General features: G+C 69.5%; 14 protein-coding genes and 1 pseudogene. 7 read left to right on the top strand and 8 right to left on the bottom strand.

Features of this window, described 5'->3' with window-relative positions:
• Window positions 1-248: 248 nt before the first annotated feature.
• Together ACTRO_RS51255 and ACTRO_RS48470 are read left to right on the top strand one after the other, a co-directional pair.
• Window positions 249-335: pseudogene (locus ACTRO_RS51255) on the top strand (ATP-binding protein); the annotation flags it as partial.
• An 88-nt stretch (window positions 336-423) separates the two neighbouring features.
• The gene (locus ACTRO_RS48470; RefSeq protein WP_051452240.1) at window positions 424-1011 is read left to right on the top strand and encodes a hypothetical protein; all 588 of its coding nucleotides are present in this window, start codon (window positions 424-426) and stop codon (window positions 1009-1011) included.
• 38 nt (window positions 1012-1049) lie between these two features.
• Here ACTRO_RS48470 and ACTRO_RS44685 read toward each other — a convergent pair whose 3' ends face one another.
• Window positions 1050-1487 carry a hypothetical protein gene (locus ACTRO_RS44685; protein WP_051452239.1) on the bottom strand — a complete coding sequence of 146 codons (438 nt, stop codon included), beginning with the start codon at window positions 1485-1487 and terminating at the stop codon, window positions 1050-1052.
• Between the two features lie 232 nt (window positions 1488-1719).
• The gene (locus ACTRO_RS42390) at window positions 1720-1917 is read right to left on the bottom strand and encodes a hypothetical protein (RefSeq protein ID WP_034272245.1); all 198 of its coding nucleotides are present in this window, start codon (window positions 1915-1917) and stop codon (window positions 1720-1722) included.
• 184 nt (window positions 1918-2101) lie between these two features.
• On the opposite strand from ACTRO_RS42390, the gene ACTRO_RS51250 reads away from it, so the two are divergent.
• Complete coding sequence (locus tag ACTRO_RS51250) at window positions 2102-2587, top strand: tyrosine-type recombinase/integrase (protein ID WP_084316958.1); 486 nt, start codon at window positions 2102-2104, stop codon at window positions 2585-2587.
• 141 nt (window positions 2588-2728) lie between these two features.
• On the opposite strand, the gene ACTRO_RS42385 is transcribed toward ACTRO_RS51250, so the two are convergent.
• Window positions 2729-3982 carry an acyl-CoA dehydrogenase family protein gene (locus ACTRO_RS42385; protein ID WP_034272242.1) on the bottom strand — a complete coding sequence of 418 codons (1254 nt, stop codon included), beginning with the start codon at window positions 3980-3982 and terminating at the stop codon, window positions 2729-2731.
• An 11-nt stretch (window positions 3983-3993) separates the two neighbouring features.
• Entirely contained in the window at window positions 3994-4467 is a 474-nt protein-coding gene (locus ACTRO_RS42380; RefSeq protein WP_034272239.1) for an SCP2 sterol-binding domain-containing protein, read from the bottom strand.
• Between the two features lie 70 nt (window positions 4468-4537).
• On the opposite strand from ACTRO_RS42380, the gene ACTRO_RS42375 reads away from it, so the two are divergent.
• Window positions 4538-5212 carry a TetR/AcrR family transcriptional regulator gene (locus tag ACTRO_RS42375; RefSeq protein WP_211244621.1) on the top strand — a complete coding sequence of 225 codons (675 nt, stop codon included), beginning with the start codon at window positions 4538-4540 and terminating at the stop codon, window positions 5210-5212.
• 18 nt (window positions 5213-5230) lie between these two features.
• On the opposite strand, the gene ACTRO_RS42370 is transcribed toward ACTRO_RS42375, so the two are convergent.
• Window positions 5231-6067, bottom strand: a complete 837-nt coding sequence (locus tag ACTRO_RS42370; RefSeq protein WP_034272235.1) for a MaoC family dehydratase — start codon at window positions 6065-6067, stop codon at window positions 5231-5233.
• 1 nt (window position 6068) lies between these two features.
• The gene (locus ACTRO_RS42365) at window positions 6069-7439 is read right to left on the bottom strand and encodes a 3-oxoacyl-ACP reductase (protein ID WP_034272232.1); all 1371 of its coding nucleotides are present in this window, start codon (window positions 7437-7439) and stop codon (window positions 6069-6071) included.
• Between the two features lie 77 nt (window positions 7440-7516).
• Here ACTRO_RS42365 and ACTRO_RS42360 point away from each other — a divergent pair, with 77 nt between their 5' ends.
• From ACTRO_RS42360 to ACTRO_RS42350, 3 genes are read left to right on the top strand one after another with little or no spacing between them, the layout of a single operon-like run.
• The gene (locus ACTRO_RS42360) at window positions 7517-8839 is read left to right on the top strand and encodes an acetyl-CoA C-acetyltransferase (RefSeq protein ID WP_034272229.1); all 1323 of its coding nucleotides are present in this window, start codon (window positions 7517-7519) and stop codon (window positions 8837-8839) included.
• Between the two features lie 57 nt (window positions 8840-8896).
• Window positions 8897-10819: an AMP-dependent synthetase/ligase gene (locus ACTRO_RS42355; protein ID WP_034272227.1), complete on the top strand. Its 1923-nt coding sequence runs from the start codon at window positions 8897-8899 to the stop codon at window positions 10817-10819.
• Window positions 10809-12575: a GMC oxidoreductase gene (locus ACTRO_RS42350; protein ID WP_034272225.1), complete on the top strand. Its 1767-nt coding sequence runs from the start codon at window positions 10809-10811 to the stop codon at window positions 12573-12575. The genes ACTRO_RS42355 and ACTRO_RS42350 overlap by 11 nt, the downstream gene beginning before the upstream one ends.
• Before the next feature lie 113 nt (window positions 12576-12688).
• Here the strand turns inward: ACTRO_RS42350 and ACTRO_RS47865 are convergent, their stop codons facing one another.
• The gene (locus ACTRO_RS47865; RefSeq protein ID WP_034272222.1) at window positions 12689-13522 is read right to left on the bottom strand and encodes a hypothetical protein; all 834 of its coding nucleotides are present in this window, start codon (window positions 13520-13522) and stop codon (window positions 12689-12691) included.
• Window positions 13519-14127 carry a hypothetical protein gene (locus ACTRO_RS42340; RefSeq protein ID WP_034272219.1) on the bottom strand — a complete coding sequence of 203 codons (609 nt, stop codon included), beginning with the start codon at window positions 14125-14127 and terminating at the stop codon, window positions 13519-13521. Before ACTRO_RS42340 ends, ACTRO_RS47865 begins: the two co-directional genes overlap by 4 nt.
• Window positions 14128-14244: the final 117 nt, after the last annotated feature.

The raw sequence follows: 14244 nt of genomic DNA, 5'->3' as shown, positions 1-14244 counted from the left end.
ACCGGCAGCGCGACGATGATTCCGATCGTGACGTTCTCTCGGAGTGAACGCAGCGATGAGCCGCCTGTCGGCGCGGGGGATATCGGCATCGTACCTCGTCGCTGTGGCGAACATTGCGGTTCGACGGTGGGTGTTACCTCGGAGAATCATGCTGCGGATGTTCTCGTGCACTGCTTCAGCCGTGCCAGTCTACTGCGATGCTCTGCGATCGGAAACCGTCCGGAGCCGGTTCGGCCTGCAGGTTCTCTGCAGAGAGCCTCTTGGACAGATTGATCAACACGAGCCACCAGGTGTTCATGAACGGCCCCAGCTTCCGGCCCGACAAGCGGCCCGAAGGACACCGTCGCGAAGGACGTAGCCCCCACCGCCAAGTAGAGGCAGCCGTCGAGCCGCCCGCTGACCAGGGCGGCTACAGTTCCCTCCATGACGGAACAGGGCAGACTCGACCTGATCCTCGCGACCGTCGCCGAGACGGCCGACTGCGAGGTCATGCCGCTTACCAGCGAGACCTTTCAGCCCGCCCGCGAGGAGGTCGAGCCCGCCGATCTGCACGAGCTGCGCAGATCGAGCGGCGGCCTGAGGCTCCATGCCAGCGGCGGCCATCCGTGGACAGTGACATCAACACCGGTGCCGGCCGGACCGGTGCTCCTGAGCGCGGCCGTCGCAGATCAAGTACGCGCGGAATCACCCGACGACCTCACGAACACCTGCCACGTGATCGCCACCGACAAGCCCGGCACGAGCACCGGCTTCAACATCGTCATCGACCTACATCACACCCGAGCGGGGCGCTGCTATCTGACAGCCTGGGACTCCTTCGGAATCGTCGGAGACATGCCCATAGTCGCTCACGGCGTGACAGGGCTGCTGGACTGGCTCCTCTCGCTCGGCGGAGCCAACCCGGCCGAGCGATTGCCGAACCTCGGCGACGCCTACGACGACTGGCAACGCTCCTCAGCGGCTTCCGTGAGTCGGGGTCATTCCGTGGGCCAACCCGGGTCAATTACGTAAGCGCCCACAGACTCGCTTGAGCTTGAGGCCCGAGGCCGTCAGTCGTCGTATTGGCGTACCACGCGGGCGGTAAGCTCGGCGCTGGCGAGCATGTATGTGACGTCGGGCGGAACTCGCTTGAGGTTGAAGTAGACGACGTCCATGGGCGAGACCTCGTACTCGCCCCCGTCGTAGCCGGTGGTCACCAGCATGTAGTTCGGGCCCCGAGAGTCTTGCCGCAGCCTCCAGTACGCGCCGTATCTGCGGACGAGGACCTCGGCGACGTACGCGGCGATCATCGTGTGCAGGTAGAGCCAGTCGTCCTCCTCGAAGCTGTCGTAGTCCTGATCGGCGACGAACCGGTTGAGAAAGGGCAGGAAGGCGAGTGGATCCGCAGCCAGGTCCAGGCCGCCCGCACCGAGTGCATCCATGAACTCGGCAAGCCCGACCTGCCGCTGCCGCTCCCAAGATTCCAACTCGGCCTCGTGCTGAGGCATGACCGCAACTCCGCTCTACTGGCTGGATGAAGATGATATTGGCCTTGCCGAGGTAATCGCGAAGCTCCTGGGACGGCCCGGCTCCCTGGAACTCCGAGCGAGGGTCGAAGCCGCTGTCCGCGTTGCGCAACGCGACATCCTTGTGTATCTGCACTTTTATTTGCGAGCCGAGCGGCACCTCGACCTTCACCGACTCGAACTTGCCACGGGCCACCTCGATAGGCCTGTATTGCTAATACATCTTCACTTCGACAGCGAGGGTGCCACCGCCCGGCAGATCGACAGAACAGTCGACCTTGCGAGTGGTCGGCTCTGCTATCGGGAAGTCGGGGTCGGAGTTCGCCGGCACCGGATGACTGCGCTCGTCTTCACCGCTGTAACGCTGCCTGGCAATGACCTCCGAGTTATGGCCGGTCACGCCGATGCGCACGGGATCTCCATTCAGAACATACGAGCCGCGACCCTACACGCTTGCTTGGGAGAAGCACGACGGCAAACCCAAACCGTCAACCTGTTCTTCCGGTGGGGCGACGACAGGTATCCGCGATCGCGACTCTACAACGAGCTGATCTGGCGGCCGGCTCTCGTCAGCGCCGGCCTGGCCCGCACCCACCATGGATAACTGCGGTCGGCTGCGCTATGCCAACGACCGGCGCGACGTCATGCACGCGCTCCGGCACTACTACGCCGGCGTACTCCTGGCCGACGGCGTCTCGATTCGAGAGCTCGCCGAGTATCTGGGCCACTCAGATCCCCGATTCACACTCCGCACGTACATCCACATGCTCCCGGACTCACACGAGCGCGCCATCAAAGCGATCAACGCCCGGCATCTCCGGCCGCAGCCGGTGGCCAACCGCGGCGACGCCTGGCGTTTCGTCCATTCAACGAGCACTGCGTTGGTTCTCGGGATTCGCACACCGGTCCGGAAAAGGGCTGTTTGCGCAACTTCACGCCGCGCGTCTGGGGAAGCGGACGGCCGAATTCGTCCCGAGGATACCGTGGGCGCCGGACGTCCTCGAGTCGCACGGGAAGGCAAAAAGCAGCTATCATCCCTCATGAAAATTAAGTGCTTGTTACAAAGCAACGATGATTATTGAGGCAGTTGGGACCGTCCGCTAGACGGTGGTCCCGGTCCGTCCCTGTCCGCGCTCTCACGAAACAGGGACGGAACAGGACCCAAAATGAGGGCAGATGAACCCACCACTGGGTAGCAAGCTATATGGCTTGCAAGGCTCTGATCAGCGGATATACCGGCCGGTGATGGCCCTGGCGATGACGAGGCGCTGGATCTCGCTGGTGCCCTCGAAGATGGTGTAGATCTTGGCATCGCGGTACATGCGCTCGACGGGGTGTTCGCGGCTGTAGCCGGCGCCGCCGAGGATCTGGACGGCTTTCTCGGTGGCGGTGACGGCGAGTTCGCCGGCGCGGAGTTTGGACATGGAGCCTTGGGCGGCGTCGAAGGGCTTGCCGTTGCGGCCCATCCAGGCGGCGGACCAGATCAGCAGCCTGACCATCTCGATCTCGGTGCGCAGGTCGGCGAGGGCGAAGGCGATGGCCTGGTTCTCGACGATGGGGCGGCCGAAGGCTTCGCGGTCGCCGGCGTATTCGAGGGCGTATTCGTATGCGGCGCGGGCGATGCCGAGGGCTTGGGCGCCGACGGTGGGGCGGCTGACCTCGAAGGTGGCCATCGCGGCCTGCTGGGCCCGGCCCTGCTCCTGGGCGCGGGCGGCGGCGGGCTGGTCGCCGGCCAGACGCTCTCTTGCCTTGGCGAGGCGGCGGTCGAGGCGCTCCTTGCCGCCGAGGAGGCAGTGGCCGGGTACGCGGACGTCGTCGAGGAAGACGTCGGCGGTGTGGGAGGCGCGCAGGCCGAGCTTCTTTATCTTGCGGCTGGCCGCGATCCCCTTCGTGCCCGGCGGGACGACGAAGGCGGCTTGGCCGCGGGCGCCGAGTTCGGGCTCGACGCTGGCGACCACGACGTGGACATCGGCGATGCCGCCGTTGGTGATCCAGGCCTTCTGGCCGCCGATCACCCATTCGTCCTTCGCCTCGTCGTAGCGTGCGCGGGTACGCAGGGCACTGACATCGGAGCCGGCTTGCGGCTCGGAGACGCAGAAGGCTGCGACCTTCGGGTCGTCCTGGTCGCCGAAGCACTGCGGCACCCATTCGGCGAGCTGCTCGGGGGTGCCGGCGGCGAAGATGCCGGCTACGGCGAGGGAGGTGCCGAACAGGGCCATGCCGATGCCGGCGTCGCCCCAGAACAGCTCCTCGTTGGCGATCTGGAGGGACAGGCCGCTCGGGTCGCCGAAGAGTTCGGCCAGCGATTCGAAGCCGTAGAGGCCGATCTTGGCCGCTTCCTTGATCACTGGCCAGGGGGTCTCCTCGCGCTCGTCCCACTCGGCCGCGGCCGGGCGGACCACGTCGCGGGCGAAGCCGTGCACCCACTCGCGCAGCTCCCGCTGCTCCTCGGTCAGTTCCAGCGAGAATCCGGACACTGCGATTCCTCTCAGGCCTTGGGGATGTCGAACAGGCGGGTCAGGCCGGCGGCCAGGCCCACGTCGCCGCCGATCCTGATCTTGCGCAGGACGAACATGGTGACCGGGTTCCCGTTGCCCGAGACCAGTTTGAGGAACTCGGCGTCGGTCAGGGCGAGGGTCACCCGCGGTTCGGCGGCCGAGGCGCCCTCGGTGGCGGTGCACCGGCCGGCGTCGATGGCGGTCTCGAACACGGCGGTGCCGTCCGCGGCCGAGCCCTCGACCTGCCACCGAATCAGTGCCCTGAGTGAGCCGGCGGCGTCCGGGCGGAACAGCCGCTGCATCCGGACGAAGATCTCGCGCAGCGCGCGCAGGCGCAGCTCGCCCTGGAACTCGGCCGCGATCTGCCGGCCGGACAGGCCCTTGACCAGCCGGGCGAACTCTTGCGGGCTCACGGCGGAGAAGTCCAGCCCGGCGAGCGCGGCGGCGGTCGGGGACTCCGACATGCCCAACTCCTGACTCTAGAGTAAGTTTACTGGTGAGTAAGTTACTCGGCGCGGCACTAAGGTGACAAGGGTGAACGAGGAGCGGACCCGAAGGCGGCTGCCCCGCGAGGAGCGGGAGCAGCAGATCATGGATTGCGCGATCCGGGTCTTCGCACAGCGAGGCTACAGCGCCGCCTCGGTGGACGAGATCGCGGAGCTGGCGGGGGTCTCCAAACCGCTGGTCTACCTGTATCTGGAGTCGAAGGAAGGGCTCTTCCTCGCCTGTCTGCGCCGGGAGGAGCGGCGGCTGGTGGCCGCCTTCCAGGGCGCGGCGACCGAGGTGGGCACCTCCGAGCTGCGGCTGTCGGCGGGGCTGCGCGCGTTCTTCGGCTTCGTCGCGGACCACAAGGACAGTTGGGCGGTGCTGCACCGGCAGGCGCCCGGGCTCGGCGAGAGCATCGCCGCCGAGATCACCCGCGCCCGCCGGTCCGTACTCACCGAGGTGCGCACGCTGGTGCGCGAGGGCATCGAGCTCGGCGGCGGGTCGGTGCGCCTCGGCGAGACGGACGCCGACTTCGTCGCGCACGCGCTGGTCGGCGCGGCGGACTCGCTCACCGACTGGATGAAGCGGCATCCCGACGAGAGCCCGGATCGGGTGACGCTGCGGCTGATGGGCATGGTGTGGGTCGGCATGCGGCAGGTGCTCGGCGGCGAGGTGTGGGCTCCGCCGGGGAGCGGGTTCGAGGACGTGGCGGGCGCGGCCTGACCGACGGCCGGCCGTCCGTCAGATCGGGGCCAGGTCTCCGTGCAGGTGGCGGCGGCCGCTGTCGGCGGAGGCCAGGCTGAAGTCGCGGATGCCGGTCATCCGCGTGGCGTGGAAGAGCACGGTACTCGGCAGCGGGACGGCGGCGTGGAACTCGACGCGCAGCCGGAAGCGGTCCGGCGGGTCGGGTTCGGCGAGCGCGGCGAGGCAGCGCGCGGCGGTCCACATGCCGTGCGCGATCGGGTGCCGGTAGCCGAAGGGGCGGGCGGTGGCCGGATACAGGTGGATCGGGTTGCGGTCGCCGGAGATCGCCGCGTAGGCGCGGCCGAGATCGGCGGGCAGCGGCCAGCGTTCAGCGTCGGACGGTGGCGGCACCACAGGGTACTGTCTCGCTGTGGACGCGTCCGGCGCCGGGCTCTTCTCCCGCCGCAGGTACGTGCTCGTGGCGCGCCAGACGATCCGGCCGTCGCCCGCGTCGTGCGCCTCGGCCAGCACGTCGAACGCGGCGCCCTTGGGGTGCTCGCGCGGCTTCTCGATCCAGACCCGGTACCCGAGCCGCTGGTCCTCGCTCATCGGCTCGAGTTGCTCGATCTCGTTGGCCAGGTGGATCAAACCGAGCACCGGGAACGGGAATCGGCGCCGCGTCATCAGCGCCATGGCCAGGGGGAACGCCGTCAGATGCGGGAAGGTCGCGGGCACCGGGCCGTCCGGCGCGAACCCGCACAGCCGCCGGTAGCGGGCCAGCGCGGCCACGTCCACGGCGACGGCGGCGCGTTCCATCCCGGCCTGCACCCAGGCGCCGGCCGGGCGTTTGGGAAACAGAGCTCTCACATACGAGCCGGTCAGGGAAGAGCTCATGTCAGGCTCCGAGCAGGGACTGGCCGCACACGCGCAGCGTCTGACCGTTGATATGCCCGCTGCCGGGCGCGGCGAGGAATGCGACGGCCTCGGCCACGTCGATCGGCTGGCCGCCCTGTCGCAGGCTATTGAGCCTTCGGCCCGCCTCGCGGACGAACAGCGGGACGGCGGCGGTCATCTGGGTCTCGATGAAGCCGGGCGCGACGGCGTTGACGGTGCCGCCGAGCTGGTCCGCGGCCCGGGGTGCGAGCGCTTCGACCAGGCCGATCAAGCCGGCTTTGCCAGCGGCGTAGTTGGTCTGACCGGCCGCGCCGGCGATGCCGTTGATCGACGACGTGCACACGATCCGGCCGCCGGGGCTCAGTAGTGCGCCGGCCGGTTCGAGCAGCGCCGCCGTGAGGTTCTCCACCGCACGCAGGTTGACGTCGAGCACGGTGTCCCACTGCGCGCGTTCCATCCTCCCGAGCGTCTTGTCCCTGGTCACTCCCGCGTTGTGGACGAACACGTCGATGCCGCCGAGGTTCTGCCGATCGAGCCTCGCCGCGAGGGTGTCGGCGGCCGTGGGCGAGGTGATGTCGAGTTCCAGCGCCTCGCCGCGCACGTTCGCGGCCACGTCGGTGAGTGCGGCGGACTGCCCGGGCACGTCGACGCAGAGGACGAATGCTCCGTCGCGGGCGAGGGTCTGGGCGATGACGGCGCCGATGCCGCGCGCGGCGCCGGTGACCACGGCCGTGCGCCCGGCCAGTGGCTTGCCCCAGCTCCACGTGGGGTCGAGGGCCGTGGGGTGGCCGTCGGAGCCGCTCGCGGGGACTGTGCCGATCTTGAGCGCCTGGCCGGAGACGTAGGCGGAGCGGGCGGAGAGCAGGAAGCGTACCGCGGACTCGATCGAATCGTGCGCTTCCGGGGTGACCTGCAGGAGATTCGCAGTCGCGCCGCGTCGCAGTTCTTTGCCGACCGAGCGGAGAAAGCCCTCGATCGCCTTCTGAGCCACGGCTTCCCGGGGTGTGGCCGCAGTCGCGGGCGGTGTACCGAGAATCAGGACTCGTCCACACTGGCGCAGGCTACGTATACGCGGATGGAAGAACTCGTAGAGCTCGGACAGTTGCGCGGTGTCGGTGATCCCGGTGGCGTCGAACACGAGCGAGCCTGGCGAGAACACGGAGGACGGGGCGGGAGTCTCTGCTTGCGCGCTTTCGAGCACGGCGGCTAGTTCCTTGCCGAGCCGCCCGGCACCGCCGGTTAGCACTGGGCCGAGACACGCGGGCTCGCCGGGCTGGAATCTGCGCAGGATCTCGGGACGGGGCAGGCCGAGCCGCCGCGCCGCGAGCCCGCCCACCGTCCCGCTCGTGAACTTCTGGTAGCGGTCGGCCATGGATTTTCTCCTTACTGATGGGTAAGTTGACTCCAGGGTAAGTACCCCACGACCCCCGCCACAAGGAGCCTGCGCCGATGACCGCCTCCGAGCCCGCTCCGACCGCGCGCCGCGTGGCCGTCCTCGGCGGCAGCCGGATCCCGTTCGCCCGCGCCGACGGGCCGTACGCGACGGCGTCGACCCAAGACCTGCTCGGCGCCGCGCTGGACGGGCTCGTGCGCCGGTTCGCGTTGGCCGGCACGGTGGTGGGCGAGGTGGCCGCGGGCGCGGTGCTCAAGCACAGCCGGGATTTCAACCTCGCCCGCGAGGTCGTGCTCGGCAGCGCACTCGACCCGCGCACCCCGGCATACGACCTGCAGCAGGCCTGCGGCACCGGGCTCGAGGCGGTCATCCTGGTGGCCAACAAGATCGCGCTCGGGCAGATCGAGTGCGGGATCGCCGGAGGCGTGGACAGCGCGAGCGACGCGCCGCTGGGCCTGAACGACGACCTTCGCAGGGTCCTGCTCTCGGCGCGGCGGGCCCGCGGCACCGGGGCGCGATTGCGCGCGCTCGGCGGGCTGCGCCCGGGCCAGGTCGTGCCGGAGATCCCCCGGATCGCCGAGCCGCGCACCAGCCTGTCCATGGGTGAACACGCCGCCCGGACCGCCGCGGCCTGGTCGATCGGCCGCGCCGAGCAGGACGAATGGGCGGCCATGAGCCACCACCGGCTGGCCGCTGCCTACGAAAACGGGTTCTTCGACGACCTCGTCGTGCCGTATCGCGGGCTCGCGCGCGACCAGAATCTGCGCCCGGACACCTCCGTCGAGAGGCTGGCGCGGCTCAAGCCCGTCTTCGGACTCGATCTACCCGAACCGGCCACGATGACGGCCGGCAACTCCACCCCGCTGACCGACGGCGCGGCCGTGGTCCTGTTGGCGAGTGAGGAGTGGGCCCGCGAGCGCGGCTTGCCGGTGCTCGCTTACATCGGCGCGTCGCGCACCGCGGCCGTGGACTTCGTGCACGGCGACCCGGGCCCGGACGGCCTGCTGATGGCCCCGGCTTACGCGGTGCCCCGGCTGCTCGCCGCGACCGGGCTGAGCTTCGCAGACCTCGACTTCGTCGAGATCCACGAGGCGTTCGCCGCGCAGGTGCTCAGCACCCTCAAGGCCTGGCAGGACCCTGAGTTCTGCAAGACCCGCCTCGGCCTCGACGCGCCGCTCGGGCCGCTCGATCCGGCCAAGGTCAACGTCCACGGCTCCTCGCTCGCGGTCGGGCATCCGTTCGCCGCCACCGGCGCCCGGATCACCGCCACCCTGGCCAAGCTGCTCGGGCAGGCCGCCGAAGACGGGAGACGTCATCGAGGCCTGATCTCGATCTGCGCGGCCGGCGGACTCGGCGTGACCGCGATCCTCGAGGCCTGATCCACCCGACCCTCCCCCGCGACCGTCGCACCCACCAGGCAGGCAAAGGAGCCGCGCATGGCAAGGACGTTCTACGGAAAGCTCAAGGCCGCCCGCAAACGCAAGGATCTGCTCGCGCTGGCCAAGGTCGCCGTGCACAGCGAATTCGGCGTCGTACGAGAGGCCGCGACCGCGCCACTCGCCGCGCCGCTCACCCGCGGATCCCTGGCCGACATACCCTTCGACAACGCCCGGCAGGTGCCCAAGCACGTGGCGCTGCGCCGGCGCACCGAGCAGGGCTGGATGCCGGTGACCGCGGCGGAGTTCGCCAAGCAGGTCGCCGAGACTGCCAAAGGCCTGATGCAGGCCGGGCTGCAACCGGGCGGCCGGGTCGCGTTGATGGCGCGCACCCGGTACGAGTGGGCGGTGCTGGACTTCGCGATCTGGGCCGCGGGCGGTCAGACCGTGCCGGTCTATCCGACGTCTTCCGCAGTGCAGCTCGAATGGATCCTGGAGGATTCCGGGGCGACGTTGGCGGTGGCCGAGGACGCGGCGACCGCGGGCGTGATCAAGCAGGCGATGACGATCGTGAACCGCGACCTTCCGGTCTGGGTGATCGAAGAGGGCGGCCTCGAGCAGCTGGCTCAGCTCAGCCTCGGTGTGTCGGACGAGGCGCTGGCCGAGCGTCGGGCCGGGCTGAACCCGCAGTCGGTCGCCACCATCGTCTACACCTCCGGCACCACCGGCCGGCCGAAGGGCTGCGTGCTCACCCATGCCGCGCTGCACTCCGAAGCGGCCAATCTGGTCGCGCTGCTGGTCCCGGCGTTCAAGGCGGCATCGCGTAAGGACCCTTCGACGCTGATGTTCCTGCCGCTCGCGCACGTGCTCGGCCGTGCGCTGGAAATCGTGTGCCTGCAGGGCCGGATCACCATCGGGCTGTGGCCCACGATCAAGCCGGACGAGGTGCGCCCGGAGCTAGAGTCGTTCAAGCCGACATTCCTCGTCGCAGTGCCCTACTTCTTCGAGCGGATCCACGACATCGCGCGCGCGACGGCCGAGAAGATCGGCCGCGCCTCGTCTTTCGACCGCGCCGACAGGATCGCGGTGAAGTACGGCGACGAGCAGATGCGCTGGCTCCTCGGCCGCGGCAAGGGTCCAGGGCTCGGCCTTCGGCTCGCACACGGTCTCTACGATCTGCTGGTCTACCGGCGGGTGCGCGCCGCGATGGGCGGCAACGTCCGCTACGTCATCAGCGGCAGCTCCCGGCTGGACGCGCGGCTCTCGTCGTTCTTCTTCGGCTGCGGCGTGCTGGTGTACGAGGGTTACGGACTGACCGAGACGAGCGCGGCCGCGACCGTGAACCCGCCGCTCGAACCGCGCGCCGGGACGGTGGGCGTGCCGATTCCGGGCGGCGGGGTGCGGATCGCGGACGACGGCGAGATCATGCTCAGAGGCCCGGAGCTCTTCTCAGGCTATTGGCTCAACGAGGCCGCCACCGTGGCCACCATGCAAGGGAACTGGTTCGCCACGGGCGACCTCGGCGCCCTGGACACGGACGGCTATCTGACCATCACCGGCCGCAAGAAGGACATCCTGATCACCAGCGGCGGCAAGAACGTCTCGCCCAGCCAGCTCGAAGACCGGCTGCGCAGCCGCCCGCCGGTGGGCCAGTGCATGGTGGTGGGCGACGGCCGCAAGTACGTGGTCGCCTTGATCACGCTGGAGGCCGAGGAGATGGAACACTGGCTCTCGGTCCGCAAGCGCCGGCTGGACCTGCCGTTCGCCGAGCTTGCGCAAGACCCGGAGCTGCTGCGGCAGGTGCAGGCGGCGGTGGACTACGCCAACGAGGCGGTCTCGCGAGCCGAGTCCATCCGTGCTTTCACCCTCGTCGAGGGTGATTTCACTGAGGAGAACGGCCTGCTCACCCCGTCGTTGAAGGTGAAGCGGTACGCGGTGGCGGAGGCCTACGCGCAGGAGATCGAGGACTTGTATGCCCAGTGAATACGACGTGATAGTGGTCGGCTCCGGCTTCGGCGGCTCGGTGGCCGCGCTGCGGCTGAGCGAGAAGGGCTACCGGGTACTGGTGCTCGAGGCGGGTCGCCGGTTCACCCGGGACAGCCTGCCGAAGACCTCGTGGGCGCTCAAGGACTACCTGTGGGCGCCGCGGCTCGGGCTCTACGGCATCCAGCGCATCCACGTGCTGGGCAACGTGATGGTGCTCGCCGGGGCGGGCGTGGGTGGCGGCTCGCTGAACTACGCCAACACGCTCTACGTCCCGCCCAAGCCGTTCTTCGAGGACCCGCAGTGGCGCGCGATCACGGATTGGGAGGCCGAACTCAGCCCGTATTACGACCAGGCGCGGCGAATGCTCGGGGTAAGGCAGAACCCGACGACGACCGAGGCGGACGAGTATCTGCGCGCCACGGCCGATGCGATGGGCGTGGGGCCGTCGTTCACGCTGACGCCGGTCGGCGTGTTCTTCGGCGACGGCAAGGACGCCGACGGCACGGCGAAGGCGGCGCCGGGCGCCGAAGTCGAGGATCCGTACTTCGGCGGCGCGGGGCCCAAGCGCCGGGCCTGCCTGGAGTGCGGCGAATGCATGACCGGCTGCCGCCATGGCGCGAAGAACACGTTGCCGGAGAACTATCTGTATCTGGCCGAGCAAGCCGGCGCCGAGATCAGGGCCATGACAACCGTCGTCGACGTGCGCGCGCTGTCGGGCGACGGTGAAAGCGGTGCGGACGCGGGCTACGAGGTGCACGTGGTGCCCACGGACAAGCGCCGCAAGGCGAAGCCGACGGTGATCCGGTGCGACCAAGTCGTGCTCGCGGCCGGGACCTACGGCACGCAGACCCTGCTGCACCACGTCAACGGACGCAATGGCCTGCCTCGGATCTCGGCGCAGCTCGGAGAGTTGACGCGGACCAACTCCGAAGCGCTGGTCGGGGCGCTGACGTTTCCGCGGCCGTACCGGCACAGGCGCGGCACCGGCGCGTCGCCGGACTTCACCAAGGGTGTGGCGATCACCTCGTCGATCCATCCGAATGCGAACACGCACATCGAGAACGTCCGCTACGGCAAGGGTTCGAATACCATGGCCCTGATGTGTGTGCCGCAGTACCGGGACGGCGGGAAGCTGCCCAAGGTGCTGGCGGCGACGCTGGCCTACCTGGCGCACCCGGTCATGGTGACGCGAACGGCCGCGACCCGGCATTGGTCCGAGCGCACGATCATCGGCTTGGTGATGCAGACGCACGACAACTCGCTCACCACCTACCTGCGCCGGCGTCGTCCGGGCCGCGGGCTGCTCACCGCACGGCAGGGCCACGGCGCGCCGAACCCGGTGCACATCCCCGAGGGCGCGCAGGCGGCTCGGATGCTCGCCGAGCAGATCGGCGGGCTGCCGGGCACGAATCTCGGCGAGCTGCTGGGAATGCCGCTGACCGCCCACTTCCTCGGCGGCTGCCCGATCGCCGCCGACCCGGAGCACGGCGTCATCGACCCGTATCAGCGCCTTTACGGGCATCCGGGCATCTCCGTGGTCGACGGTTCCGCGGTCTCGGCGAACCTCGGCGTGAACCCGTCGCTGACCATCACCGCGCAGGCCGAACGCGCGATGGCGTTGTGGCCGAACCGGGGCGAGCCCGATCCGCGGCCCGCGCAGGACGCCGCGTATCAGAGATTGGATCCGGTCGCGCCGCACGCCCCGGCCGTACCCGAAACGGCGTTCGGGCGGCTGGATCTGAGCCGCGGCTGACTTCCGACTCTGTTACGCATGCGCCAGGGCGGCGGACGAACGTGAGAAACGTTCGTCCGCCGCCCTGGCGCATCGCGCCGGTTGACGCCCGGCCACGCCGCAGGATCCGGGAATCAGAGCAATGCTCGTTCCCGCGCCTGCGCCAGCAGGTCGACCAGCTCGCGCGACCGCTGCACCGAGACCCGCAGGTCCTCGGTGGGCAGCGCCTCGGCCTGGGTATCCGTGCCGCCGTTCAGCATGCCGGTGCTGAGCTCGCTGCGCCGCCGCTCCAGGTCGGCGGTGAGGCCACGCAGCAGATCCTCGAGCAGTCCGTCGGCGTCCCGGGCGGCCTGGCGCGGGTCGTCGATGAACTCGAGCTGGATCTCGCGCATCCGCTCGCTGTACTCCGAACTCGCCTGCGCCGTCTCGGATCCCGGGTAGGTCGTGGTCGCCGGGGCGGCCACCGGGGCCACCGCCGGGGCCACGACCGGCTGCTCGGCCTCGGCCTCGTAAGCCGGAGTCGCCTCGTAGGCAGGCGTGGTCTCGTACTCGGGCGCCGCCTCGTACTCGGGCGCCGGCTCGGAGGTGAGGCCGGGTCCGATGTAGGGCTCGGCCGGGTCGCTCCACGCGGCCGGTTCCCCGGTCATGCCGGTCTGCTCGGCCTCCTCGGCCTCGTCGCGCTCGGTCGCCGACTCCGCCTCGTCGGCGTCATCGGCCTCGTCGGCGTCATCGGCCTCGTCGGCTTCCTCGGTTTCTTCGGCCCGCGCCGTCTCGGCGTCGGCCTCGGACTCGGACCCGAAGTAGTCGGTCCCGAGACGCTCCCGCGGGTCCTCCGACCCGGCGCGCTCCGCGGTCTCCGAGCGCTCCGCCGCGGATTGCTCGCGCTCCTCGGGCTCTTCGTATCCGTCGTAGGGGCTCGCCTCCACGCGCTCGTCCTCCTCGACGCCCGTTCCGGTGTTCCTGCTCATACCAGCGCCTTCCGATCCGTGTGCCGCTTGTCCGTCGAGCCGATCCCCTTGCGCGAGTCGCCGGTCAGATCGTCGAAGAACACGCGGAAGTGCAGCATCGCCTGACGCAGCTGCTCGGTGCTGTCGACGCCGGGGGCGGCGGAGTGGGAGCGGGTGAGCAGCTCGTGCCCGTCCCGGAACTCGGACAGCCCGTCGGCGTGGTCCACCGAGGCCAGCGCGAGCTGGCGCTCCGCGTCGCCGGCCGGGTAGCCGAGCTTGGCCAGGGTCTCGCCGACGATCTGCTCCGCGTTGCGCGCCGCCGAGCCCGGATCGTCCACGAAGCCGGTCTCCGCGGCCTGCCACGCGCTCGCCAGGCGAGCGCGCTCGTCGCCGGTCAGCGGCTTGATCTCCAGAGCGGCCCGGTCCTGCTCGCGCTGGGCGAGCTCCTGCCCGACCGCGTCGTGGTCCTCACCCTTCTGGGCGAGCAACCGGTCGTATTCGCGTCCGTACTTGCGCCGCATTCGCTGGCGGTCTCCGCCGCCGTGGCGGCTCCACGGAGAGAAGCGCACCAGGTAGAGGGCGGCGGCGAGCACGACCACGATGATGACGGCAACTATCAGGCCCATGATCCCCTTTCCCTTCACACGTATGTTCCACGACTTGCTGAATGCGGTCGGGTTACCGGGCTCTGGGGAGTTAAACGGCTCTCGCCGTCGCGCCTTCGTGCGACGGCGAGAGCCCGG

Origin of the sequence: Actinospica robiniae DSM 44927, from assembly GCF_000504285.1 — a bacterium.
In the GTDB taxonomy this organism is placed as follows: Bacteria; Actinomycetota; Actinomycetes; order Streptomycetales; family Catenulisporaceae; genus Actinospica; species Actinospica robiniae.
This window is presented reverse-complemented; position numbering and strand designations above follow the sequence as displayed.

Coding starts and splice junctions, on each gene's coding strand:
- ACTRO_RS48470 (WP_051452240.1), top strand. CDS start 424: ATGACGGAACAGGGCAGACTCGACCTGATCCTCGCGACCGTCGCCGAG.
- ACTRO_RS44685 (WP_051452239.1), bottom strand. CDS start 1,487: ATGCCTCAGCACGAGGCCGAGTTGGAATCTTGGGAGCGGCAGCGGCAG.
- ACTRO_RS51250 (WP_084316958.1), top strand. CDS start 2,102: ATGGATAACTGCGGTCGGCTGCGCTATGCCAACGACCGGCGCGACGTC.
- ACTRO_RS42380 (WP_034272239.1), bottom strand. CDS start 4,467: ATGTCGGAGTCCCCGACCGCCGCCGCGCTCGCCGGGCTGGACTTCTCC.
- ACTRO_RS42370 (WP_034272235.1), bottom strand. CDS start 6,067: ATGAGCTCTTCCCTGACCGGCTCGTATGTGAGAGCTCTGTTTCCCAAA.
- ACTRO_RS42365 (WP_034272232.1), bottom strand. CDS start 7,439: ATGGCCGACCGCTACCAGAAGTTCACGAGCGGGACGGTGGGCGGGCTC.
- ACTRO_RS42360 (WP_034272229.1), top strand. CDS start 7,517: ATGACCGCCTCCGAGCCCGCTCCGACCGCGCGCCGCGTGGCCGTCCTC.
- ACTRO_RS42355 (WP_034272227.1), top strand. CDS start 8,897: ATGGCAAGGACGTTCTACGGAAAGCTCAAGGCCGCCCGCAAACGCAAG.
- ACTRO_RS42350 (WP_034272225.1), top strand. CDS start 10,809: ATGCCCAGTGAATACGACGTGATAGTGGTCGGCTCCGGCTTCGGCGGC.
- ACTRO_RS47865 (WP_034272222.1), bottom strand. CDS start 13,522: ATGAGCAGGAACACCGGAACGGGCGTCGAGGAGGACGAGCGCGTGGAG.
- ACTRO_RS42340 (WP_034272219.1), bottom strand. CDS start 14,127: ATGGGCCTGATAGTTGCCGTCATCATCGTGGTCGTGCTCGCCGCCGCC.